20 protein-coding genes are annotated in these 23,422 nt (G+C 72.0%); 5 read left to right on the top strand and 15 right to left on the bottom strand.

Going from position 1 to position 23,422, the window contains the following annotated elements; genetic code table 11:
- Positions 1–8: 8 nt before the first annotated feature.
- The 5 genes from ACFVFH_RS18265 to ACFVFH_RS18245 all read right to left on the bottom strand — a co-directional run bounded on the left by ACFVFH_RS18265 (position 9) and on the right by ACFVFH_RS18245 (position 5,860).
- Positions 9–1,061: an ABC transporter permease gene (locus tag ACFVFH_RS18265; protein ID WP_383769418.1), complete on the bottom strand. Its 1,053-nt coding sequence runs from the start codon at positions 1,059–1,061 to the stop codon at positions 9–11.
- The gene (locus tag ACFVFH_RS18260) at positions 1,058–2,578 is read right to left on the bottom strand and encodes a sugar ABC transporter ATP-binding protein (protein ID WP_383769416.1); all 1,521 of its coding nucleotides are present in this window, start codon (positions 2,576–2,578) and stop codon (positions 1,058–1,060) included. The genes ACFVFH_RS18265 and ACFVFH_RS18260 overlap by 4 nt, the downstream gene beginning before the upstream one ends.
- A gap of 2 nt (positions 2,579–2,580) precedes the next feature.
- Positions 2,581–3,621, bottom strand: a complete 1,041-nt coding sequence (locus ACFVFH_RS18255; protein ID WP_383769413.1) for a sugar ABC transporter substrate-binding protein — start codon at positions 3,619–3,621, stop codon at positions 2,581–2,583.
- A 110-nt stretch (positions 3,622–3,731) separates the two neighbouring features.
- Complete coding sequence (locus ACFVFH_RS18250; protein ID WP_383769410.1) at positions 3,732–4,511, bottom strand: SDR family NAD(P)-dependent oxidoreductase; 780 nt, start codon at positions 4,509–4,511, stop codon at positions 3,732–3,734.
- Positions 4,508–5,860: an enolase C-terminal domain-like protein gene (locus ACFVFH_RS18245; RefSeq protein ID WP_383769407.1), complete on the bottom strand. Its 1,353-nt coding sequence runs from the start codon at positions 5,858–5,860 to the stop codon at positions 4,508–4,510. The genes ACFVFH_RS18250 and ACFVFH_RS18245 overlap by 4 nt, the downstream gene beginning before the upstream one ends.
- Positions 5,861–6,116: 256 nt before the next feature.
- On the opposite strand from ACFVFH_RS18245, the gene ACFVFH_RS18240 reads away from it, so the two are divergent.
- Positions 6,117–7,199: a PAC2 family protein gene (locus ACFVFH_RS18240; protein ID WP_383769404.1), complete on the top strand. Its 1,083-nt coding sequence runs from the start codon at positions 6,117–6,119 to the stop codon at positions 7,197–7,199.
- 63 nt (positions 7,200–7,262) lie between these two features.
- Here ACFVFH_RS18240 and ACFVFH_RS18235 read toward each other — a convergent pair whose 3' ends face one another.
- The 5 genes from ACFVFH_RS18235 to ACFVFH_RS18215 all read right to left on the bottom strand — a co-directional run bounded on the left by ACFVFH_RS18235 (position 7,263) and on the right by ACFVFH_RS18215 (position 14,067).
- On the bottom strand, positions 7,263–10,307 hold the full coding sequence (locus ACFVFH_RS18235) for an NPCBM/NEW2 domain-containing protein (RefSeq protein WP_383769401.1): 3,045 nt from the start codon (positions 10,305–10,307) through the stop codon (positions 7,263–7,265).
- A 134-nt stretch (positions 10,308–10,441) separates the two neighbouring features.
- Positions 10,442–11,671, bottom strand: a complete 1,230-nt coding sequence (gene mshC, locus ACFVFH_RS18230) for a cysteine--1-D-myo-inosityl 2-amino-2-deoxy-alpha-D-glucopyranoside ligase (protein ID WP_383769399.1) — start codon at positions 11,669–11,671, stop codon at positions 10,442–10,444.
- Between the two features lie 155 nt (positions 11,672–11,826).
- Positions 11,827–12,690: an SCO1664 family protein gene (locus tag ACFVFH_RS18225; protein ID WP_383769396.1), complete on the bottom strand. Its 864-nt coding sequence runs from the start codon at positions 12,688–12,690 to the stop codon at positions 11,827–11,829.
- Positions 12,654–13,244: a DUF3090 domain-containing protein gene (locus ACFVFH_RS18220; RefSeq protein WP_124718684.1), complete on the bottom strand. Its 591-nt coding sequence runs from the start codon at positions 13,242–13,244 to the stop codon at positions 12,654–12,656. The genes ACFVFH_RS18225 and ACFVFH_RS18220 overlap by 37 nt, the downstream gene beginning before the upstream one ends.
- Before the next feature lie 106 nt (positions 13,245–13,350).
- Positions 13,351–14,067, bottom strand: coding sequence for a histidine phosphatase family protein (locus tag ACFVFH_RS18215; RefSeq protein WP_383769393.1), 717 nt, complete (start codon positions 14,065–14,067; stop codon positions 13,351–13,353).
- Positions 14,068–14,126: 59 nt separating this feature from the next.
- Here ACFVFH_RS18215 and corA point away from each other — a divergent pair, with 59 nt between their 5' ends.
- The gene (gene corA, locus ACFVFH_RS18210; protein ID WP_383769391.1) at positions 14,127–15,122 is read left to right on the top strand and encodes a magnesium/cobalt transporter CorA; all 996 of its coding nucleotides are present in this window, start codon (positions 14,127–14,129) and stop codon (positions 15,120–15,122) included.
- Between the two features lie 25 nt (positions 15,123–15,147).
- Here corA and ACFVFH_RS18205 read toward each other — a convergent pair whose 3' ends face one another.
- Together ACFVFH_RS18205 and ACFVFH_RS18200 are read right to left on the bottom strand one after the other, a co-directional pair.
- Positions 15,148–15,936 carry a ferritin-like domain-containing protein gene (locus ACFVFH_RS18205; RefSeq protein ID WP_383769388.1) on the bottom strand — a complete coding sequence of 263 codons (789 nt, stop codon included), beginning with the start codon at positions 15,934–15,936 and terminating at the stop codon, positions 15,148–15,150.
- Between the two features lie 449 nt (positions 15,937–16,385).
- Positions 16,386–17,435, bottom strand: a complete 1,050-nt coding sequence (locus ACFVFH_RS18200) for an LLM class F420-dependent oxidoreductase (protein WP_383769385.1) — start codon at positions 17,433–17,435, stop codon at positions 16,386–16,388.
- 140 nt (positions 17,436–17,575) lie between these two features.
- Here ACFVFH_RS18200 and ACFVFH_RS18195 point away from each other — a divergent pair, with 140 nt between their 5' ends.
- Together ACFVFH_RS18195 and ACFVFH_RS18190 are read left to right on the top strand one after the other, a co-directional pair.
- On the top strand, positions 17,576–18,559 hold the full coding sequence (locus ACFVFH_RS18195; protein ID WP_383769382.1) for an aldo/keto reductase: 984 nt from the start codon (positions 17,576–17,578) through the stop codon (positions 18,557–18,559).
- Between the two features lie 74 nt (positions 18,560–18,633).
- Complete coding sequence (locus ACFVFH_RS18190; protein WP_383769929.1) at positions 18,634–21,108, top strand: helix-hairpin-helix domain-containing protein; 2,475 nt, start codon at positions 18,634–18,636, stop codon at positions 21,106–21,108.
- A 113-nt stretch (positions 21,109–21,221) separates the two neighbouring features.
- Here ACFVFH_RS18190 and ACFVFH_RS18185 read toward each other — a convergent pair whose 3' ends face one another.
- Positions 21,222–21,872 carry a hypothetical protein gene (locus ACFVFH_RS18185; RefSeq protein WP_383769379.1) on the bottom strand — a complete coding sequence of 217 codons (651 nt, stop codon included), beginning with the start codon at positions 21,870–21,872 and terminating at the stop codon, positions 21,222–21,224.
- Between the two features lie 47 nt (positions 21,873–21,919).
- Between ACFVFH_RS18185 and ACFVFH_RS18180 the strand changes: the two genes are divergently transcribed.
- Positions 21,920–22,108 carry a DUF5703 family protein gene (locus ACFVFH_RS18180; RefSeq protein WP_030918345.1) on the top strand — a complete coding sequence of 63 codons (189 nt, stop codon included), beginning with the start codon at positions 21,920–21,922 and terminating at the stop codon, positions 22,106–22,108.
- A gap of 67 nt (positions 22,109–22,175) precedes the next feature.
- Here ACFVFH_RS18180 and ACFVFH_RS18175 read toward each other — a convergent pair whose 3' ends face one another.
- Positions 22,176–22,907, bottom strand: a complete 732-nt coding sequence (locus ACFVFH_RS18175; protein WP_383769376.1) for a chaplin — start codon at positions 22,905–22,907, stop codon at positions 22,176–22,178.
- 138 nt (positions 22,908–23,045) lie between these two features.
- The gene (gene chpH / locus ACFVFH_RS18170; RefSeq protein ID WP_329867341.1) at positions 23,046–23,279 is read right to left on the bottom strand and encodes a chaplin ChpH; all 234 of its coding nucleotides are present in this window, start codon (positions 23,277–23,279) and stop codon (positions 23,046–23,048) included.
- Between the last annotated feature and the right edge of the window lie 143 nt (positions 23,280–23,422).

Below are 23,422 nucleotides of genomic sequence, written 5' to 3'. Positions count from 1 at the left end.
GACGCTCCTCAGTCCTGCTTCTCGCCGCTCGCGAAACGGGAGATGACCAGGGCGACGATGATGATCGCGCCGTTGAGGAACTGGTTCCACAGCGCCGGGACACCGCCGAGGGTCATCACGTTGACCACCAGCTGGAGCGTCAGCACACCGGTCAGCGCGCCGAACAGGGTGCCGCGGCCGCCCTTGAGGCTGATGCCGCCGATGACCGCGGCGGCGAACACCTGGAAGATCCAGCCGTTGCCCTGGGTCGCCGCGACCGAACCGTAGTGACCGGTGTAGAGGATGCCCGCGAAGGCCGCCAGCAGTCCGCCGACGGCCAGCACGATCCAGGTGACCCGGTCCACCCGGATGCCCGCGGCGCGCGCCGCTTCCGGGTTGCCGCCGATGGCGTACAGCGAACGTCCGTGGCGCAGCCAGGCGAGTGCGGCGCCGCCCACGGCGAACAGGGCCAGACAGATCCAGACCGCGGCCGGTGCGCCGAGCCACTCGCTCTTGCCGAGGTAGCGGAAGGACTCCGGTACGTCGGTGATGGACTTGCCCTCGGTGATCCCGATGTGGAGGCCGCGCAGCATGGTGAGCATGCCGAGCGTGGCGATGAAGCCGTTGACCCTCAGTTTCAGCATCAGGAAGCCGTTGACCGCGCCGATGGCGAGGCCCACCAGCAGACAGAGCGGGATCGCCGACCAGGTGGGCAGCAGGCCCAGGCCCGCGAAGCGGCCGCCCTCGGCGGGCAGGACCAGCCACATCGCGACGACCGGTGCGATGCCGATCGTCGACTCCAGGGACAGGTCCATCCGCCCGCAGATCAGGATCAGCGCCTGCCCCAGCACCAGGAGGCTCAGCTCGGAGGACTGCTGGACCACGCTGATCAGGTTCTCGGAGGTCAGGAACACCGGCGAGACGATGAACCCGATCACCATCAGTACCAGGATCACCGGTACGAGGGAGAAGTCGCTCCATCTGATCAGTTTCAGCCGGTCCAGCGGCCGCTCGCCGGTCGGGGAGCCCTTCGGCCCGCCGTCGATGCCGTCGGCCGTCAGGGGCCGTACCGTGCCGGTCATTCCCTCTCCCCCACACCTTCCATGGCGGCGACGAGGTCCCCGTCGTTCCACCCGCTTGCGAATGTCGCGACCACACGGCCGTGGAACAGGGCGAGCACCCGGTCGCAGACCCGCAGATCGTCCAGCTCGTCCGAGATGATCACCGCGGCGTTCCCTTCGTCGGCGACCCGTCGTACCACTCCGAGCAGCGAGTCCTTGGACTTGATGTCCACCCCGGCGGTGGGCCGGACCGCCACCAGTACGCTGGGTTCGCGGGCCAGCGCGCGGGCCACCACCACCTTCTGCTGGTTGCCGCCGGAGAGCCCGGAGACGGGCTGCTCGGGTCCCTGTGTCTTGATGTCCAGCGAGGCGATCATCGACCGGGCGAACTCCCGGGTGCGGGAGGGCAGTACGGTCCCCCAGGGGCCGAGCTGGTCGGTGACCGTGAGCGTGGCGTTCTCGGCGACACTGCGTTCCAGGACCAGGCCCTGGTCGTGGCGGTCCTCGGGGATGTAACCGATCCCGGCGTCCAGCGCGTGCGGCACACTGCCGGAGCGGACGGCCCTGCCGTGCACCCGGACCGTGCCGCCGCCCGCCTTCCGCATGCCGGCCAGGGTCTCCCCCAGGGCCGTGTTGCCGCTGGCCGCCGATCCGGCGAGGCCGAGCACCTCGCCGGGGCGGACCTCCAGGTCCAGGGGTTCGAACTGGCCGGGGACGGTGAGTCCTTCGGTACGCAGCACCGGGGCGGCCGAGGCGTCCGCCGCCGCCGCGCCGACACCGTCAGCGTGCCAGGCGGTGGCTCCGGCGGACTGCTCGCCGGTCATGGCCGCCACCAGCTCCGCCTTGGCGATGTCGGCGACGGGGGCGGTCAGCACATGGCGGGCGTCGCGGTAGACGGTGACCGCCGTGCACAGCTCGTACACCTCCTGCAAGTGGTGGGAGATGAAGAGGAACGCCACTCCCTGGGACTGGAGTTCGCGCAGCTTCTCGAAGAGCCGGCCGATGCCCCGGGCATCGAGCTGGGCGGTCGGCTCGTCCAGGACGATCAGCCGGGCGCCGAAGGACAGCGCCCTGGCGATCTCGACGAACTGCCGCTGTTCGACGGCGAGGTCGCGGGCCCGGGTGGTGGGGTCGACCTCCACGCCGTATTCGGCCAGCAGCCGCTCGGCGCGTCTGCGGAGTCTGCCCCAGCCGATCCAGCGGGAGTGCTCGTCGAAGCGGTTGAGGAAGAGGTTCTCCGCGACGGTCAGGTCCGGGACGACCATGGACTTCTGGTAGACGCAGGCGACCTTGGACTGCCAGGCCGCGGTGTCCCCGAAGGCGGGCGCGGGCTCGCCACCGAAGGTGACCGTGCCCGCGTCCGCCCTGTGGAGTCCGGTCAGGACCCCGACCAGTGTCGATTTGCCCGCGCCGTTGCGCCCGACCAGGGCGTGCGACTCGCCCGGCCGCACGGTGAGCCGGACCCCGTCGAGCGCCACGGTGGGCCCGAAACGTTTGACAACGCCTTCCGCCTGTACGGCAGGGGGTGCCTGGTCCATGGTCAGCTCTTCTTCTCCAGCTGGTTGGCCCACAGCTTCGGGTCGTCGACGTTGTCCTTGGTCACCAGCGGCGCGGGGAGCTGGTCCTCGTAGCCGTTCGGGATCTTGATGATGGTGGAGTCGTGGTCGGTGGGGCCTTCCTTGAAGGTCTTGCCGTCCAGGGCCGCCTTGGCGTAGTACAGCGCGTACTTCGCGTAGAGGTCGGCGGGCTGGGAGATCGTCGCGTCGATCTTCCCGGCCTTGATGGCGTCGAACTCCTCCGGGATGCCGTCGTTGGAGATGATCGTGATGTGCCCCGGCGTACCGGCGGGCTTCAGCAGCTTCTTCTGCTCCAGCAGGGCGAGGGTGGGCTGCAGGAAGACGCCTCCGGCCTGCATGTAGATGCCGTTGATGTCGGGGTTGGCGGCCAGGGTGGCCTGGAGCTTGGCGGAGGCGACGTCGCCCTTCCAGTCGGTGGCCAGCTCGAAGACCTTGATGCCGGGGAAGTCCTTGTCCATGCACGCCTTGAACGCCTCGGACCGGTCGCGGCCGTTGATCGAGGAGAGGTCGCCCTGGAACTCGACGACCTTCCCCTTGCCCCCCAGCTGCTCGCCGAGGTACTTGCAGGCATTGGCCCCGTACGCCTTGTTGTCGGCGCGCACCACCATGTAGATGTCGCCCTTGTCGGGGCGGGTGTCGACGCTGACGACCGGGATCTTCTTCTCGTTCAGCGTGTTCAGCGACTCGGCGATCGCCCCGGTGTCCTGCGGTGCCATCACGACGGCCTTGGCGCCCTGGTCGGTGAAGGTCTGGACGTTGGCGACGAGCTTGCCGATGTCGTTCTGCGAGTTGGTCAGCGGCAGCGCGCTGACCTCGCCCGCCTTGACGCCCTTCTCCACGTAGTTCTGGTACGAGTTCCAGAAGTCGCTGTCGCTGCGCGGCAGGTCGATGCCGACCTTCCCGCCGCCCGCGCCGTCCGCGCTGGACTCGCGGTTGCAGCCCGCGAGGGCGGTCACTGCCAGCAGTACGGCGCAGGCCGCCGCACTCGTCGTACGCACTCTCATTGGGGTCCCGTCCTTTGTGAGTACCGGCTCGGAGCTCTGTCGGCAAAGCGGAGGTGCAGGTGCGGTGGGGCGGGCGGCCCGGTGGCGCGGCTCGGGCCGCCCGGCCCCGGTCAGCTCTCGGCGGGGCGCAGGCGCAGCCCCTGCATGCCGCCGTCGACGGCCAGCGCCGTCCCGGTGACGGAGGCGGCGGCGGGGCTCGCGAGGTAGACGATCGCGGCGGCCACCTCGTCGGCCGAGACCAGTCGTCCCAGTGGCTGGCGGGCGTTGAGCGCGGCCCGCTCGGCGGCCGGGTCGTCGGCCTGGCCGAGGAGCCGGCCGATCCACGGGGTGTCCGCGGTTCCGGGGTTGACGCAGTTGACCCGGATGCCCTCCCGGACGTGGTCGGCGGCCATCGCCAGGGTCAGCGAGAGGACCGCGCCCTTGCTCGCGCTGTACAGGGCGCGCTGCGGCAGCCCGGCCGTCGCCGCGATGGAGCAGGTCTGGGTGATCGACACGGCGCCGGGGCGGGCGGCCGCCGCGCGGCGCAGGTGGGGCAGGGCGTGCCGCGCGGTGCGGACCATGCCGAGGACGTTGATGTCCAGGACCCTGGTCCACTCGTCGTCGGCGTTGTCCTCGACCGTGCCGATGGAGCCGATGCCCGCGTTGGACACGACGGTGTGCAGGGCGCCCAGTTCGGCGGCGGCCCGGTCGACCGCCTCGCGCACGGCGCCGTCGTCGGTGACGTCCGCCTCGACGGCCAGGACGCCCTCGGGGGCGCCCGCGGTCTCGCGGTCCAGCACCGCCACCCGGGCGCCGCGCGCCAGCAGCATGGCCGCGACGGCCGCGCCGATGCCGGAGGCACCGCCCGTGACCAGGGCGCCCATCCCCTCGAAATCGCTCGTTGTGGTCATCGGACGGCCTCCTCGGTGCGGCGGGCGCGCCATACGGCACCCTCCGGATAGCGGTGTGCGTCGATCGACGCCGGAAGCATCCGGGCGGAGAAGCCCGGGGAGCTCGGCGCGGTGTAGCGGCCGGCCTCGATCACGGTGGGGTCGGCGAAGTGTTCGTGGAGATGGTCGACGTACTCGATCACGCGGTTGTCCCAACTGCCGGACACCGCCACGTAGTCGAACATCGAGAGGTGCTGCACCAGCTCGCAGAGTCCTACCCCGCCGGCGTGCGGGCAGACCGGTACGCCGTACTTCGCGGCGAGCAGCAGGATCGCCAGGTTCTCGTTGACGCCCGCGACCCGTGCCGCGTCGATCTGGACGAAGTCGACGGCCCCGGCCTGGAGCAGCTGCTTGAACACGACCCGGTTGGCGCCGTGTTCGCCGGTGGCGACCTTGACCGGCTGTCCGGCCCGGACGGCGGCGTGGCCGAGGATGTCGTCGGGGCTGGTGGGCTCCTCGATCCAGTGCGGGTCGTAGGGCGCGAGCGCGGTCATCCACTCGACCGCGTCCGCGACGTCCCAGCGCTGGTTGGCGTCGACGGCGATCCGGATGTCGGGTCCCACGGCGTCGCGGGCCAGGGCGAGTCTGCGGACGTCGTCCGGGAGGCTGCCGCCGACCTTCAGCTTGATCTGGGTGAAGCCGTCGGCGACGGCCTCCTTGGCCAGCCTGACCAGCTTGTCGTCGCTGTAGCCCAGCCAGCCGGGCGAGGTGGTGTACGCCGGGTACCCCTCGGCGCGCAGCCGGGCGGCGCGCTCGGCCCGGCCCGGTTCGGCGGCGCGCAGGATCGCCAGCGCCTCGTCGGGGGTGAGGGCGTCGCTGAGGTAGCGGAAGTCGACGAGGGAGACGAGCTCCTCGGGCGTCATCGCGGCGAGGAACTCCCAGACGGGTCTGCCCGCGAGCTTGGCGGCCAGGTCCCAGGCGGCGTTGACGACCGCGCCGGCCGCCATGTGCATCACGCCCTTCTCCGGGCCGAGCCAGCGCAGCTGCGAGTCGTGGGTGAGTGCGCGGTGCAGTGCGCCGAGATCGGCCGCGGTACGGGGCACCGGACGCCCCACCAGGTAGGGGCGCAGGGCCTCGATGGCGGCGGCCATCACCTCGTTGCCGCGCCCGATGGTGAAGCAGAAGCCATGTCCCTCCACGCCGTCGCTGCCGTTCTCCGGTCCGGCCGCGCGGTCGGGGACATCGGTACGCAGGACGACGTAGGCGGCCGAGTAGTCGGGATCGGCGTTCATGGCGTCCGAGCCGTCCAGTTGTTCCGAGGTCGGGAAACGGATGTCGTGGACCTCGAAATCCGTGACGGTCTGACTCATGTGCGCCCCCAGGGGAATAACATCGGACCTCTGTTCTGGTCATCCGATGTATAGCGCCATTGAGCCGCCACCGTCCAGGGTTTGTTGGAAATCGACCGCACACAGCTCGGATGTATACGGTGTTCGATGCCCTGATTCGACCGGTGATGCACCCTCGCGGACCGGGTTCACCCGACTGTGCGCGGAGGCTGCGGCGCGCGTGGCCGGAAGCCGTAAGGTTGATGGGTACACAAGGGAACTTCGGAAGGAGGCCTGGGTGATCGAGCTCGAGGGGGTTCCCGAGCTGATCGACCCGGTCATGGTGGCCGCGTTCGAGGGCTGGAACGACGCGGGCGACGCCGCCTCCACGGCGGTCGCGCACCTGGACCGGGAGTGGAAGGGCGAGGTGTTCGCGGCGCTGGACGCCGAGGACTACTACGACTTCCAGGTCAACCGGCCGACGCTCTGGCTGGACGACGGGGTACGCAAGATCACCTGGCCGACCACCAGACTCTCCGTGGTCCGCGTCGGCGGGGAGAAGCCCCGTGATCTCGTGCTGGTCCGCGGCATCGAACCGTCCATGCGCTGGCGCTCGTTCTGCAACGAGATCCTGGGCTTCGCCCATGAACTGGGGGTGGAGATGGTGGTGGTCCTGGGCGCCCTGCTCGGCGACACCCCGCACACCCGCCCGGTGCCGGTCAGCGGGGTCACCTCCGATCCCGATCTGGCGCGGACCATGGACCTGGAGGAGACCAGGTACGAGGGGCCGACGGGCATCGTCGGCATCCTCCAGGAGGCCTGCACGCACGCGGGCGTGCCCGCGGTGAGCCTGTGGGCGGCGGTGCCGCACTACGTGTCGCAGCCGCCCAACCCGAAGGCCACGCTCGCGCTGCTGAACCGCCTGGAGGACCTCATCGGTCTGCGCATCCCGCTGGGCGAACTGCCCGAGGACGCGCGCGCCTGGCAGCTCGGCGTCGACCAACTGGCCGCCGAGGACAGCGAGGTGGCCGAATACGTGCAGACACTGGAGGAGGCCCGGGACACCGCCGAGCTCCCCGAGGCGAGCGGTGAGGCCATCGCCCGGGAGTTCGAACGCTATCTGCGCCGCCGGGACGTCGGTCCGGGCCAGACGCCGGGCGGCCACGCGACCGAGAGCGGCGACACCTCCTATCTGCGCGACACCTCCGGCAGCCGCGCCCGCCCGCCGAAGCCGGTCCGCCCCGAGACCGGGACCGGCACACCGCCCACGGGCGGACCCGACGGGCGGCCGCCGGCCGGTCCGGAGGGGGACGGCGGGCCGGACGACGGCCGGGACGGCGACGGCCCGCAGGATTCGTCGGAGGACTCCCCGGAGAGCTGACGGGACCCGGGGAGCGCCGGGCGGACGGATCACCGCCCGGCGCTCCCCCGCTGTCCGGGACATTCAGGAACAGCTGAACCGGGCCGCGGCCCAGTCCCCGTGGTCACCGGTCTTGGAGCCATTGGTGTCCGTGACCTTCAGATGCACATGGCGCGCACCGTCGAGCTTCACGTCGACCGGCACCGGCGCCGAGGCCCCGGTCGCCTTCGGCGAGGTCCAGAGCACCTTGCCGTCCGCCTCGACGGAGAAGGCCACTTCGCCGTAGCCGTCGATCTCGTCGTCGATCCCCGCGTCGGCCGTGAACGCGGTGCAGCGCCCGCCGAGATAGACCTCGATGTCGGAGTCGGCGTGGGTGCCGATCCCCTTCTCGTACGTCTTCCCGGCGAGGGTCAGCGGATGTCCGTCGTTCGCGCCCGACTCGCCGTTGCTGCGGTCCCGTTCGGCGGGTCCGTAGCCGTTGGTGGACGTCAGCCACACCAGATCGCTCGCCCAGGCCTCGCCGGTGGGCGGCGGCGGCATGACTCCGGCGGCGAACCGCTGGGTGGCGGTCCGGGACTCGCCGGCCGAGCGGTAGCGCACGAGGGCGGTGATCCGTGCCTCGCCCGCCTCGGCGTCCTTCGCGGGCGTGACGGAGACCTCGACCCGGCGGGTGGTGCCCGCCGGGACACGGACCGCCTTCCCGGTCCGCTCGACCCGCCAGCCCTCGGGAACGTCCAGACCGACCTCGGCGTCGGTCACCTCGGTCCGGCCCGCGGTGACGTCGACGGCGACGGTGCTCCGGGTCCCGGCGCCGACCTCCTGGCCCGAGGGGACGGAGACCCTCGCGACGGCCCCGGCGTTCCGGCCGCCGACCGCGGCGGCGCCCTTCAGCTTCACGGTGAACTTCTTGCCGGTGGACAGCGGCACGGTCTTGATCTTCACGACACCGCCGCGGTCGTCCCGGTCGTACCACCAGCCCTGCTTCGCGGCCTTGAACGCGGCGGCCGAGCCGAGCCGGGGCAGCTTCCCGCCCAGCTCGACCGCGCTCGGGGCGGAGCCGGTGTGCACGGTGAACTCGTACGGGCGGCTGCGCTGCTTGCCGGTGAACGTCCCCTCGCTCGCCCCGATCCGCACGGTCACGTCGCCCGCGCCCCGGACCGGCGCGGTCACGTCGGCGCGCTGGGTGGCGTACTTGCCGTCGCGGTGCTGCCGGGTGACGCCGTCGTCCTCGTACAGGGTGAAGGAGGACTTGCCCTGCGGGTAGATGTCCCAGGCGAGCGGGGAGTCGGCGGTGCGGTCCTGGTACGAACGGATGCCGGGCCACATCGGCACGGCGGCCCCGCCCTTGACGAAGAGCGGCAGGGTGTCGAGCGGGGCGCTGTAGTCGTCGAGGGTGACCGGGCCCTCGTAGGTGCGCCCGCTCCAGTAGTCGGTCCAGGTGCCCTTCGGCAGGTAGATGCCGTCGCGCTCGGTGCTGTCCTGGTAGACCGGCGCGACGAGGAAGTCCTCGCCGGACATGAACTCGTACTTCGCCGCGTCCGTCGCCGCCTTCGGGTCGTCCGGGTATTCGAGGACGAGCGGACGGACCATGCCGACGCCGGTCTTCGTCGCCTCGTGCGCGTAGGAGTACTGGTAGGGCAGCAGCGACTCCTTGAGCTTGAGGTAGTCGCGGTTGATGGTGGTGTAGGGCTCCCCGTAGCGGTAGGGCTGCTTGTCGCTGGCCGCCCAGCCGTCCATCGTCATCGTGGTCCCCAGGAACATCTTCCACTGGAGGTCACGGGTGTAGGTCTTGGCGCTGCCGCCGAAGATGCCGTCGACATCGCCGGTGGTGTAGGCGAGACCGGACATCGTGGCGCCCGCGTAGGTCGGGATCTGCCAGCGGATGTAGTCCCAGGTGCCGTACTGGTCCCCGGACCACTGCACTCCGCAGCGCTGCGCGCCCGACCAGCTCTCGGGGGCGTAGGTGAAACCGCGGGCGTCGCTGTTGTCCTCGATGCCCCGGTACGCGTCCTTGCAGCCGTCCAGGGCGAACTTGTACCCGGCTCCGACCCAGGCCACGTCCAGCTTGGCGACCCGCTGGCCCGCCTTGACCTGGTCACCGATCTTGTCGATGCCGTCCTCGGTCCACAGGCCGAGCTGCATGCCGCGGTCCTGGAGGCCCTTGGCGGCCTCCGCGAGGTCCTCGTATCCGCAGCCGTAACCGTCGTTGACGAGCATCCAGCCGTTCGGCATGTCGTTCTCGACATAGCCGTCGGCGACCTTCAGCGCGTCCAGGGTGCGGCGCTCACCGCGGTTGGCGTTGTGCAGGTAGCAGTCGGCGTCACCGATCTCCATGCCGTACACGGGCGGCAGGAACGGCTTGCCGGTGAGCTTCGTGTACTGGCCGATGACGTCCTTGGCGCTGTCGCCCGCGAAGTAGTAGGCGTCGAAGCGCTTCTCCTTCGCGCTGGTGGTCACCGGGTCGGTGAAGGAGTAGGTGTTGGGCGCGAAGGTGTTGCGGTAGACGCCGTAACCGGCCGAGGAGAGGTAGAACGGCACCGAGTTGGGGTGGCCGCCGTCGTCCCAGTCGTAGTCGACGCCCACCTCCACGGTCTTGTCGCGGTGCGAGGTGTTGCCCCGGCCGTTCTGCATGCCCGCGCCGTAGAACTGCTCGTCCGCGCCGCGGGCCAGGGTCTGGGTGGTCCGCTCGCCGTTCCAGCTCAGCCCCTTGGTCTCGGACCAGACCCGGGTGCCGTCCGCCCGGTACAGGGCGAAGCGCAGCGGCGACTTGTAGGCGCGCAGGGTGACGTCGGCGGTGGAGAGCTCGTAGCGGTCGCCGCGCTCCTTCCACCGGGTGCGCGGCGGGGTGCCCTGCGGCAGGACGATGTCGTCGCCGGCCGGGTCCGAGAACGTGCCGTCCGGGGCGAGTTCGATGCGGAAGGTCTCGGCGGATACGAAGCTGACCCGCGCCTCGGCGGCGCCGGCCTTCAAGTGGTAGACGGCCCCGTCGGCGGAGAATCCGGTGAGATCGCCGACCGTGGTGTCCGGTTCGGCGGCACCGGCCTGGGCGGCGCCGGGGCCGGAGAAGACGGCGAGCAACCCCAGCAAGGCTGCAACTGCCGCCGTTCTGATGCGCGTTGATGATTGCATAGAGCGCTTTTAGCGCAACACCGAGCACTTGACCATGGACAAAACGGAACCGGCCCTGAACTTCGTCGAGAAGTCCAAGGCCGGTCCCCGGGGAACGCCCGGTGGGATTCAGCGGGTTGTCGCCCCGTGCGGCGCTAGAGGGCGACTCCCAGCAGCGCGTCGACGGCGCGCGAGACGAGACCGGGCGCGCCCTCGTCCGTACCGCCCTCCGCGTTCTGGCGCTCGGCCCAGCGGTCCACGGCGGCCAGCGCGGCCGGCGCGTCCAGATCGTCGGCGAGGGCCTCGCGGACCTCCTCGACCAGGGCCTCGGCGGGCAGCCCGTCGGGCCGGGAGACGGCGGACCGCCACCGCGCGAGCCGCTCCACCGCGTCGGCGAGCACCTGGTCGGTCCACTCCCAGTCGGCCCGGTAGTGGTGCGAGAGCAGGGCGAGCCGGATGGCCGCCGGGTCCACTCCGTCGTGGCGCAGCTTCGAGACGAAGACCAGGTTGCCCCGGGACTTCGACATCTTCTCGCCGTCCAGGCCGACCATTCCGGCGTGCACATACGCCTGGGCGAAGGGGTGTTCACCGGTCAGTGCCTGGGCGTGCGAGGCACCCATCTCGTGGTGCGGGAAGGCGAGGTCGGAGCCGCCTCCCTGGACGTCGAAGCCCATGCCGAGGTGGTCCAGGGCGATGGCGACGCACTCGATGTGCCAGCCGGGCCGGCCGGGGCCGAGCGAGGCGCCGTCCCAGCTCGGCTCGCCCTCGCGGGCGGCCATCCAGAGCATCGGGTCGAGGGGGTTCTTCTTGCCGGGGCGCTCCGGGTCGCCGCCGCGCTCGGCGGAGAGCAGCCGCATCGCCTCGGCGTCGAGATGGGAGACCTCGCCGAAGTGCGGGTCGCTCTCGACGGAGAAGTAGACGTCGCCTTCCAGTTCGTAGGCGGCGCCCGCGTCACGGAGCCGTTCCACGAGCGGGACGATGCCGGGTATGGCCTCCACGGCACCGATGTAGTGCTTCGGCGGAAGCATGCGCAGGGCAGTCATGTCCTCGCGGAACAGGGCCGTCTCGCGCTCGGCGAGCTCGGTCCAGTCCTGTCCGTCGCGTACGGCCCGCTCCAGCAGCGGGTCGTCCACGTCGGTCACGTTCTGGACGTAGTGAACCTGCCGCTTGGTGTCGAGCCACACGCGCTGAACGAGGTCGAACGCGTTGTAGGTCGCCGCATGACCCATGTGGGTCGCGTCGTACGGCGTGATGCCGCAGACATAGATGCGGGCGACGGGACCGGGGTCAAGGGTGATCCGTCCGCCGGTCGCGGTGTCGTGGATCCGAAGGTCGCGGCCCTTGCCAGGCAGGGCGGGGACCTCAGAAGCGGGCCAGGCATGCATGCCACGAGCGTAACCGGATGCATGTTCCGGATACGAACCGGATGCCGGATCTTGACCGAAGAGGCGGTCTTGCGCCGCGTGCCCCCGTCTGCTGGGGGTGTGGTCCCGGCGCTCCGGTCCGCACCCCCTCGGGTTCCGCGTATCCCCTGCTCCGCTCAGACCGGCGGCCAGGGGATGGAAGGCCATCGACCGCTCGGCTCCGGGTGCCGGCCCGTCGTCCGCAGCCCCGCGACCCGGCCCCGCAACGCCTCGATCTCGACCTCCGTGATCAGCTCGCCCAGCCGGGTGACGAGCGGGGCGCCGGGGGCCAGTTCCGCCGCCAGCCGTTCGACGACCCCGACGGCCTCGGCCGTCAGCGGCTCCCCCGCCCACCCCCACAGCAGCGTGCGCAGCTTGTCGTCCGCGTTGAAGGTCACACCGTGGTCGATGCCGTAGAGCCTGCCGTCGGACGCGGGCAGCAGATGACCGCCCTTGCGGTCCCCGTTGTTGATCACGGCGTCGAGGACGGCCAGCCGCCGCAGCCTCGCGTCGTCCGCGTGGACCAGCAGGGCGGTCCGCCCCTCACCGACCTCGGCACGGACGACGGCCTTCCAGCCCTCCCCGGGCTCCTCGTCCTCGACGAGCGCGAGAAGCGGTGGCTCGCCCGCCTCCCCCGTCCCCTCGGCCTCGTCGTCCTCGGGGACCACGTCTATCCACAGCTGGCACATGCCCTCGCCGTACGGACCGTCCCGCAGCACGGTGGGCGGCACGAGGCCCCATCCGGTCGCCTCGGAGATCTCGTAGGCGGCCACCTCGCGCCGGGCGAGACTGCCGTCAGGGAAGTCCCACAGGGGCTGTTCGCCGGCCACCGGCTTGTAGACGCAGGCCGCCTCCTCGCCGTCGCGGGCGACGGTGCAGTACAGCGCGGCGTTGGACGCCCCGCGGATCTGTCCGAGGACGGTGAGCTCCCCCTCGGTCAGCAGGGCGACGGGGTCGGTGCCGGTCAGGCTCCGCGACGGTATCCGTTCTGGCGCGGGCATACGTGTCCTTCCGGATCGAGCGGCAGGCTGCACAGCGGGCACGGCGGACGTCCGGCGTTCACGACGTCCAGGGCGCGCTTGGCGAAGGCCCGCGCCTGTGCGCCGCTGAGGCGGACCCGGAGCATGGGCGGGCCGTTCTCCTCGTCCTGGAGCAGCCGCTCCTCGGCCTCGGCGAGGTCCTCGTCGGACTCCACGTCCAGCTCGACCAGCGCCTGCGCCTCGACGATCATGCGCTGTTCCTCGCCGTCCCAGGCGAGCGCCATGGTCCCGACCCGGAACTCCTCCTCGACGGGGACGTCCAGGGGGGCGGTGTCGGTGACGTCCATCGGCGCCACGGCGGGCACCGGGGAGTTTCCGCCGGTCCGCCGCACCACCTCGTCGAGCAGTTCGTCGATCCGCTCGGCGAGTGCGGCGACCTGGGTCTTCTCCAGGGCCACGCTGGTGACACGTCCGCCTGAGGATGCCTGCAGGAAGAACGTACGGCGTCCAGGCAGCCCGACCGTACCGGCCACGAAACGGTCCGGGGGGTCGTAGAGGAACACCTGACGGGACACGTCCTGTCTCCCTTGAGATCGACGGTGGATGAGAGTGCGGCCCGGATCGCGGGAACTTTCCCGGGGCCCGGCGCCTACGGAGCGTCCACCCTACTGCGCGAAGCGATCACGGCGCCCCAGCGCCGCCCCCGACAGCCGCGTCCGCCTCCGCCTCCGGGCGCGCGCCCGGTTCGGTCGCGCCGGGGCGCTCGCGGGGGGCCAGGCCCGCGAGGTCCCCGGTGTCGCCGAGCCTCAGCAGGAAGGGCCGCAGCCGGGTGTAGCGGATCGCGGTGACCGAGCAGGGATCGGCGTGGATCCGCTGGAAGAGGTCCAGGTGCATGCCGAGCGCGTCGGCGACGAGGGCCTTGATGATGTCGCCGTGCGAGCACATCACGTACACGGCGTCCTCGCCGTGCTCGGCCTCGACGCGGGCGTTCCAGTCCCGTACCGCGTCGACCGCGCGGGCCTGCATGCCGCGCATCGACTCACCGCCGGGGAACGCCGCGGCCGACGGGTGCTGCTGCACGACGCCCATCAGCGGTTCGTCGGTGAGCTCGGCGAGCTTGCGCCCCGACCAGTCGCCGTAGTCGCACTCGCTGATCCGCTCCTCGGTGTGCAGTTCCAGACCGGGCCGGGCGGCGAGCAGCGGCCGCAGGGTCTCCCGGCAGCGCTGCAACGGGCTGCTGACGGCGGCGGCCAGGGGCAGCCCGGCGAGCCGGCCGGGCAGGGCCGCGGCCTGTTCGGCACCGCGCTCGTCGAGCGCGACACCGGGGGTGCGGCCCGCGAGCACCCCGGCCGTGTTGGCGGTGGAGCGTCCATGGCGTACGAGGATCAGGGTGGGCATACGGGCCAGCGTAGGCCGCCTTCGGCGGTGAGGTGCGCCGGGGAGCGCGGCAGGGAAGAATGCGCGCCGTGATTGTGGACTGCGCCATCTACCGGGACGGGCGCCGAACCGACGGCCCCGCCGACCTCTCCGACGCCCTCGACGAGGCGCGGGCCACCGGGGACGCGTTCCTCTGGATCGGGCTGCACGAGCCGACGGAGCAGGAGTTCGAGCTCGTCAGCAGCGAGTTCGGGCTGCACCCGCTGGCGGTGGAGGACGCGCTGAGCGCGCACCAGCGCCCCAAGCTGGAGGTGTACGACGACTCGCTCTTCGCCGTCATCAAGCCCGTGGTGTACGAGCAGACGAGCGACACGGTCACCACCGACGAGCTGATGGCCTTCCTGGGCGACTCGTTCGTCGTGACCGTCCGGCACGGGGAGGGCGCTCCGCTGGCGGCGGTGCGCCGTCGGCTGGAGGCCGAGCCCGAGGTACTGAAACACGGGCCGACCGCGGTGCTGTACGCGGTCAGCGACGCGGTCGTCGACCACTACATCGAGGTCGCGGGCGAGCTCCAGGTCGACCTGGAGGAGCTGGAGGCCGAGGTGTTCGCGCCGACCGGGGTCGGCGACACCAAGAGCACCGCGGCCCGCATCTACACCTTCAAACGGCAGATCCTGGAGTTCCGCCGGGCCACCGGGCCGCTGAGCGCTCCCATGGCCCGGCTGGCGGGTGCGGACGTGCCGTTCGTCCATGAACACTCGCAGCCCTTCTTCCGCGATGTGAGCGACCACCTGACACGCGCCAACGAGTACGTGGAGGGGCTGGACCGGCTGCTCTCCGACATCCTCTCCGCGCATCTGGCCCAGGTGGGTGTGCGGCAGAACGACGACATGCGCAAGATCTCGGCCTGGGCGGCGATGGCCGCCGTGCCGACCATGGTGGCGGGCATCTACGGGATGAACTTCGACCACATGCCGGAACTCCGCTGGGTGTGGGCCTATCCGGCGGTGATCGTGCTGATGGCGGCGGTGGTCTTCGCGCTGTACCGGCAGTTCAAGCGCCGCGGCTGGCTCTGAGGGACGGCCGGTCGCCCGGCCCGGTTCAGGCGATCCCGGGATCCGGGGCGGCGGGGCCGCCCAGCGCGTCGCGCCGTGCGGGCGGCGCGAGGCTCACCATGCGCCGCCAGCCGACGAGCCGTTCGTACGCGTGGATGCCGTGGATCCCGGCGGCCAGCACCGCCGACCGGGCCCGGGACCAGCCCAGGATGCGGCCCATGTGGTCCATCACGGCGAGGCTGACGTCGCGGTACACCCGGATCTCGGCGAGCGCGCACTCGCGCAGCACGTGCTGGATGGTGCGGCCGTGCCCGGCGCGGGCGAAGCGGAGCAGTTCCTCGTGGCAGTACGCCAGGTGGTTGTCCTCGTCGTTCGAGATCATGCCGACGGCGCGGCCGAGCTCGGGGTGGTCGGCGAAGTGCCTGCGCAGCAGGGCCATCTGCTCGGAGGCGCGCTGCTCGGTGACCCGGCTGTGGGCGAGGTAGGTGATGATGTCGCGTTCGGAGAGCCGTTCCTCGCCCCGCAGCTGCTCATGGGCGAGGCCGATGCCGTGCTTCTCCAGCAGCATCGTGTAGTCGGTCTCGTGCGGGACCGCGGCGGGCCGGAGTCCGCGCTTGCGCAGCAGTGCGTTGAAGATCCTGCCGTGCTTGTCCTCGTCGGCGCCGTGCCGTGCGATCTTGGGCGCCAGGGCGCGCTGGCTCTCGGGCACCAGGGCCGCGATGCGGCCGTTCTCCCAGCCGCCCTGGGTCTCCCCGCCGGCCGCGATGGAACAGAACAGCCGGAAGGCCTCGTCGTCGTCGAGAATCTCCTGGAACAGGCTCCTTGCCGAGAGCATCACTGCCACCTCCGTGCCGCGTCCGACGAGCGACAGTCAAATGCGGCACACCCACCCGGGCAACAGGAACGAGCCCCGGCTACGCCGGATGGGGCACCCCGTTCCGGCCCGTCCGCGGACACCGCCACCGGCCTGCGCCCATGCCGCCGACGCGATGTGACGTGCTGTGCGTGCCGTGCGTGCTGCGCGGCGGTACGGGGGCGTCGGCCGGACACCGGCCCGCGCGCGCCGACGTGACGCGCCGCGCGGCCGTCACGTGCGCCGGGCACGGATGACGGCCGGGGCGGGTGACTCCCGGCGCGGGTGACGGCCGAGGCGCGTGACTCCCGGCGCGAGTGACGGCCGACGCGCGTGACTCCCGGCGCGGGTGACGGCCGGGACGCGTGACGGAGGACGCGGGTGACGGCCGGGGCGCACGGAGCACCGTGGCCCCGGCAGGCAGCCGCCCCTCAGGCGAGTCCGGAGCGCTCCAGCGCCTCCGTGCCGGCCCGCAGCGCCGTGAGCCGTTCGTCGAGCGTGAACCCGGCCGGTGCGAGGGTCAGGGTCGTGACGCCCGCGGCGGCGTACGCCCGCATCCGCTCGGCGATCCGCTCGACCGGGCCGAGCAGCGAGGTCTGGTCGATCAGCTGGTGCGGCACCGCCGCGGCGGCGCCGTTCTTGTCCCCGGCCAAGTACTTGTCCTGGATCTCGGCCGCTTCCTTCTCGTAGCCCATCCGCTGCGCGAGCTGGTTGTAGAAGTTCTGCTTGCGGCTGCCCATGCCGCCCACGTACAGGGCGGTGTACGGGCGGAACATGTCCGCGAGACCGTTGACGTCGTCGCCGACGGCGAGCGGCAGGGTCGGGCAGACGTCGAAGCCCTCCATGGTCAGCCCGGCCTTCTCCCGGCCCGCCCGCAGGTACTTCATCGCGGTCTCCTCCAGGTGCTCGGCGGAGGGGAAGATCAGCAGCGCGCCGTCGGCGATCTCGCCGGTCTGCTCCAGGTTCTTCGGACCGATCGCGGCGATGTACAGCGGGATGTGCTCACGCTGCGGGTGGACGGTCAGCTTGATGGGCTTGCCCGGACCGTCCGGCAGCGGCAGCGTCCAGTGCTGTCCCTCGTACGAGAGGCGCTCGCGGGACATCGCCCTGCGGACGATCTCGACGTACTCCCGGGTGCGGGCCAGCGGCTTGTCGAACCTGACGCCGTACCAGCCCTCGGAGACCTGCGGTCCGGACACGCCGAGGCCGAGGCGGAACCGGCCGCCGGAGAGCGAGTCGAGGGTGGCGGCGGTCATCGCCGTCATGGCGGGCTGCCGGGCCGGGATCTGCATGATCGCGGAGCCGACGTCGATGGACTCGGTCCGGGCGGCGACCCAGGAGAGCACGGTCGGCGCGTCGGAGCCGTAGGCCTCGGCCACCCAGCAGACGTCGTAGCCGAGCTTGTCGGCCTCCTGCGCGACGGCGAGATTGTCGCCGTCCATTCCCGCGCCCCAGTAACCGAGGTTGATGCCGAGCCGCATAGCCGCTCCCCTTACCGATCAGTAACGTCCCTGGCTCCCGGACTCTAGCGCGCGGCGACGGGATCCGGCAGGGGCGACTTGACGCCGGGTTGTCCACAGGCTTCCGCCGGGTGGGGTTCTGGCCAGTAATCTCAGCCCCCATGGAGCAGAGGCATCTCGGCCGCACCGGCCTTCGAGTGTCCCGGATCGGGCTCGGCACCCTCACCTGGGGCCGGGACACCGACGAGCACGACGCCGCCGAACAGCTGAAGGCCTTCTGGGAGGCGGGCGGCACGCTGGTCGACACGGCCGACGTGTACGGCGGTGGGGAGGCGGAGTACCTGCTGGGGCAGCTCGTCGACGGCCTGGTGCCGCGGCGCGAACTGGTCATCGCGACGAAGGCCGGCAGCGTCGCCGACCCGTACCGCCGGTTCGACGGCTCGCGCGGGCATCTGCTGGCCGCGCTGGACGCCTCCCTGGAACGGCTCGGCACGGACCACGTCGATCTGTGGCAGATCCACGCCTTCGACCCGGTGACTCCGCTGGACGAGACCCTTCAGGCGCTGGACCTGGCGGTCTCCAGCGGGCGCGCCCGGTACGCGGGGGTGTCGAACTTCTGCGGCTGGCAGCTGGCCAAGGCGGCGACCTGGCAGCTCGCCTCGCCCGGGATGCGCACCCGGCTGGCGAGCACCCAGATGGAGTACTCCCTCTTGCAGCGGGGCGTGGAACGCGAGGTACTGCCCGCCGCCCTCGACCTCGGCATGGGGCTGCTGCCCTCCTCACCGCTGGGCCGCGGGGTCCTGACCGGGAAGTACCGCTCGGGCACTCCGGCGGACTCGCGCGGCGCCTCGGAGCTGCTGGCCCCGTTCGTGGAGCCGTATCTCGACGATCCGGCGAGCCGCGTCGTGGACGCGGTGGCGACGGCGGCGGACGGCCTGGCCACGACGCCGCTCCAGGTGGCGCTCGCCTGGGTGCGGGACCGGCCCGGGGTGGTGGCCCCCATCGTCGGCGCGCGCAACGCGCGGCAGCTCGCGGAGGCGTTGTCAGTGGAGGCGCTTAGTCTTCCTGACGAGATCTGCCAGGCGCTCGACGATGTGTCGGCGCCCGTGCACCGCTATCCCGACCAGGACTGGAGCACGCTGTGACTGCGCTTCCCCGGGGGGAGACCCCCGGTTCCCCGGCCGCCGACGACGAGGCCGTCGCGCCCCCTTCCGCCGCCGTGCCCGCCCCGCCCGCCGGGGACGAGCCGCAGGCCGCGGACGCGGGCTCACCGACGGCCGTCGACACCGGGGACAGCGCGGAGACGGACGGCCGCCCCACCCCGACGGACGACGACACGGACGCCTCCGGAGCTCCTGAGGACGGGGACGGCGACGCGTCCGGACCCGTGCCCGAAGCCCCGGAGGGCAAGGCTTCGGGCACCGCGACGGACACCACCGCCGCACCGCTCTCGGAGACCGAAGCCGAAAACGACACCGAGGCCGGGCCCGACAACGAGGCCGACAACGCCCCCACGGCCGAGCCCGACACCGAAGCCGACACCCGGAGCCAGGGCGAAAACGACACCGAAGCCGACACCCAGGCAGGGACGGACGCCGCCGCACCGCTCTCGGAGACCACGGCCGGGCCCGACACCGAGGCCGACGCCCAGGCCGGGACGGACGCCACCGCCGCACCGCTCTCGGAGGCCGAGGCCGAGCTCGCCGCCCAGCGCGAGCTCCGGGAGCGGATCGAGAAGCGCAAGGCCGAGAAGGAGGGCCCCATCGCCGCCGGCGCCAAGCTGAGCGGCAAGGCGGCCGACCTGCTGGCGGCCGTACGCGCGGTGGAGAGCGGCGAGCAGCCCGCCGCCTCGTTCTTCGACTCCCCCGCGCCCGCCGTCCCCCGGCGCACCGCCCCCGCGCCCGCTCCCGCCCGCCCGCGCGCCCCCGAACCGGCGCGAGCGCCGCAGGGCGCTTCTCCGGAGGCCGTCGCCGCGACCGCCGCCGTGCTGGCCGAGGGCGGGGCCCCGGCGGCGCTGGCCGGACCTGCGGCCGGGGTCCTCGGGGCGCAGGCCGCCGAGGCGCTGCGCGCGGATCCCTGGCAGCTGCTGGCCGTGCCGGGGGTCGGGCCCGACCAGGCCGACGGATTCGCGCGGGCCCTGCTCGGCGCCGAGTGCGGTCCGGACGACGAGCGGCGGACCGCCGCCCTGGTGGGCTGGCTGCTGGAACGGGCCGCGCTGCGCGGCCACACGGCGCTGGACGCCTCGGAGGTACGGGCCGCGCTCGCCGCGCGTTCGGTGACCGACCCCGGGGCGGCCGTGCAGCACGCCGTCGCCGAGGGAGTCGTGCTGGTCTTCCAGGACGGCCCGGAGGACCTGGAGGACCAGGAGCCCGAAGCCCCCTCCGCACCCGCGGACGGCGCCGAGGACACCGAGGCCGCCGACCGGGAACCCGTACAGGTGCTGCTCGGCCTCGACCGCTACGCACTCGCCGAGGAGAGCCTCGCCGACGGCCTGGCCCGGCTGGTCAACGCCTGTGAGAAGGACGCCGACTGGACAGAGGCGGCCTCGGCCGCGGGTTCCCCCTCGGCGGCCGAGCTGATCCGCGCGGTCGCGGCCCACGGTCTCGTGGCGCACACCGGGGGCGAGGCCGCCAGGGCCGAGCCCGCCGCCCTGATCACCGCTGCCCGGGGTCTCGGACTGCGCGCCCTGGGCGCCGTGCACAGCGTCGACGGCAGACGTCGGCTCGCCGGGGCGACCCGTGATCCGGAGACGGCCGTCACCCTCGCCGGCCTGCTCTCGGGCGCGCAGGGCCCGGGGCGGGACGAGGAGGGGGCCCTCGCCGTCGATCTGCTCGTCGTGCTGGACGCCCCGCAGCTGGACGTCGAGACCGCCGCGATGCTGGTCGAGTCGCTGGCCGACGGCACCCGTCTGGTGCTCAGCGGCGATCCCGGCGTGCTGGGCTCGGCGGGTGCGGGACGGGTGTTCGCGGATGTGCTCGCCGCCCGCGCGTGCCCCCAGGTCGTCTCCCGGACGCCGGATCCGGGCCCGATCGGCGAGCTGGTCTCCGGCATCGGCATCGGTGAGCTGAACCAGGTCGAGGCGCCCGGCAAGGAAGTGGTGATCGTCCCGGTGCGCGATGCGGGCGAAGCGGTGCACCGCACCGTGCAGCTGGTCGCCGACTCGGTGCCGCGCGCCATCGGCGTACCGTCGTCCGACACCCAGGTGATCACGGTCGGCCATGGCGGCTCGGCGGGCACCCGGGCGCTGAACGCGGCGCTGAAGCAGCGGCTCAACCCCGGGCCCGGCCGGTTCGGCGGCTTCGACCCGGGCGACCGTGTCGTCCATGTCCCGGCGCCCGGCAGGGTCGTCCCCGCGGTGGTCGTCGGGGCCGACGCCGAGGGCCTGCGGCTCGACTGCGCGGGCACGGAGATCGTCGTGGCCCAGGAGCGGGTGGAATCCCTCGTGCGCCACGGCTGGGCGCTCAGCGCCCACCAGGCGGCCGGCATGCGGTGGCCCGCGGTGGTCGTCGTGCTGCCGGGCGACGCGGCGCAGGGGCTGAGCCGCGCCTGGGTGTACACCGCCTTCGGCCGCGGGGAGCGCCATCTGTCCGTGGTCCACGGGGTGGACCAGGCGCTGCCGCGCGCGGTCGCCCAGCCCCCGGCCCAGGACCGCACGACACGGCTGCGCACCCTGCTGGAGGCCCCGGCCCGCTGACCGGGGCTGGAGCACACGTCACGGCGGCGCCACCGGCCCGCCGGGCTCGCGAACGGGCCCGGCGGGCCGGGGCGGACCGGCGACGGCCGGCCGGTGGACCGGACCGGACCGGATCAGACGGGGTCCAGGCGGGCCGGTTCCTCCTCCGGTTCGTCCTCGTCGAAGACTGCGCTGACGTCGAAGCGGCAGACCACCAGCTGCGGGTCCGCGTCGTCGAAGGGCGCGCCGAGCCACTCCCCCGCCTCGGGAAGCTCCTCGGCCGCCGTGACCCAGAGCGTGGAGTCGCCCTCCTCCAGGCCGAACTCCGTGTGCCGGGAGGCGATCTCGTCCGGTTCGTACTCCCCGAAGAGCACCCCGAGCGCCGCGTGGACGCTGGAGCCGACCACGGCGGCGCTTCCGCCGCGGTCGTCCTGGTCGAGGTCGGCGATCCGCTGCGCCTGTGCGAGCAGCCTCGGCGGCTCCACCACCGCGTAGTCGCGCCGGATCAGCACGCTGAGCGCGTTGGGCTCCTCGGGGCCCGCGTACGGGGGCAGCGAGTCCGAGGCACCCGGGATCTCGAAGGGAGTGACTTCGTCGTATCGGTCGTAGAGCAGTTCGTCGTAGAACTCGGCGGCAGCGGCCAGTGCGTTGAACGCGTCGTAGACGGCCGCGTCGTCGTCCCCGGACCGGCGTTCGACGGCAGCGAGGTGGTGGTCGAGCGCGGCTTTGACCGCCTCGGCGGCGGCGCGTACCTCGGCAGCGGTGGGCTGCGCAGCATCAGACATAGTGCAGACGCTATCCGTACAGGGGCTCTGCCCGCACAATAGATGCGATGCCGGAATACGAATTTGTCGATGTGTACGTGCCGCGCGGGGTGTCCCGTAAGGAGACGGCCCGTCTGCTGACCGACCATGCCGAGTACGGTCACTGGGAGTTGGACCGGTTGACACTGCGTCGCGACGGCAGCCGCAGGGTGCGCCTGCGCAGACGGATCATCCGCCAGCTCCGGGCCACCTGGTGAAACGGAGCGGGCCCCGCAGCCGCGGGACCCGCCCCCTTCGTCGTGCTGGTGTCGACGTCCTGGTCCGTTATGCGGACATCCGGGCGCGGCGGTAGAGCGCCGTGCCCGCGCCTGCCAGGAGAAGGCCCGCGCTCGCCGGGATCAGCAGGTCGAGCCCGCCCGCTCCGGTGTGTGCCAGCTGCGGGACGTGGTGCGTCTCGGGCACGTTGGGTACGGGCGGCTTCTCCGGCGCCGGGGGCTTGTGCTCCGTGACCGGGGTGACCGGGGTGACCGGCGGCGGCGTGACGACGTCCGGGGTGTTCTTGCAGTCGTTGCCGAAGGTGGGGTTGAGCAGACCGACGACGGAGACGCTGTTGCCGCAGACGTTCACGGGGATGTCGACGGGCGCCTGGATGGTGTTGCCGGACAGCAGCCCCGGAGAGCCGGTCGCGACGCCCTGGGCCGTCGCCCCGCCGCCGATCGGCGCCCGGTGCTTGCCCGTGCCGGGCCGGCTCGCCTGGGTGAGGTCGCCGGAGACATGACTGCCGGAGGCGTGCTTGCCCTGGGAGTCGTCCTGCGAACCGTTTCCGCAGGTGTTTCCGAACGCCGGGTTGAGCAGTGCCACGACGTCCACGGAATTGCCGCAGACGTTGACCGGTACATGGACCGGGATCTGTACCGAATTCCCTGACAGCACCCCCGGGGAATTCGCCGCCTCGCCGGACGCTCCCGCGTCCGCGTGCGCGTAGCCGCCGCTCAGCGCGAGTACGCCGCCCGCGGCCGCCATGGTGATCAGGCCTTTGCGCGTGACCTGTCGCATAGGTGTTTCCTGCCTTCTGACCTTCCGGAAAACCCCCGGACTTGACCGTGCGGGGGCAAAGTGCCCAGCAGCCCCGGAGCGCGTGGTGTGCACTCCGGGGCCGAGCGGGCTCAAACCCTTACGGGTTGACGCACGACGTCAGGCGTTGATGCAGGTGTTGCCGAAGGTGGGGTTCAGCAGCCCGATCACGGAGATCGTGTTGCCGCACACGTTCACCGGAACGTGCACGGGCACCTGGATGACGTTGCCCGAGATCACACCGGGGCTGCCGACGGCGGCACCCTGGGCACCCGAGTCCGCGACGGCCATGCCCGCACCCGCGAGCACCAGACCACCAGTGACAGCCGCAGCAGCGACGACCTTCTTGATCATGATTCCTCCTAGTTGGCAATGCGGTCCCAGCCGCGGACCGCATCACTTGTAACGAGGAAGAGGTAATCGGGCTACGAGCGTATGGACCCTTTCACTCGTTCCGGTCACATACGCACACGCTGGCGATTGTCGGGGCGGAAAGT

This window comes from Streptomyces sp. NPDC057697, from assembly GCF_042799335.1.
Classification (GTDB): domain Bacteria; phylum Actinomycetota; class Actinomycetes; order Streptomycetales; family Streptomycetaceae; genus Streptomyces.
Note: the sequence above shows the minus strand (reverse complement) of the source record. Positions and strands in the feature narration are given on the sequence as shown.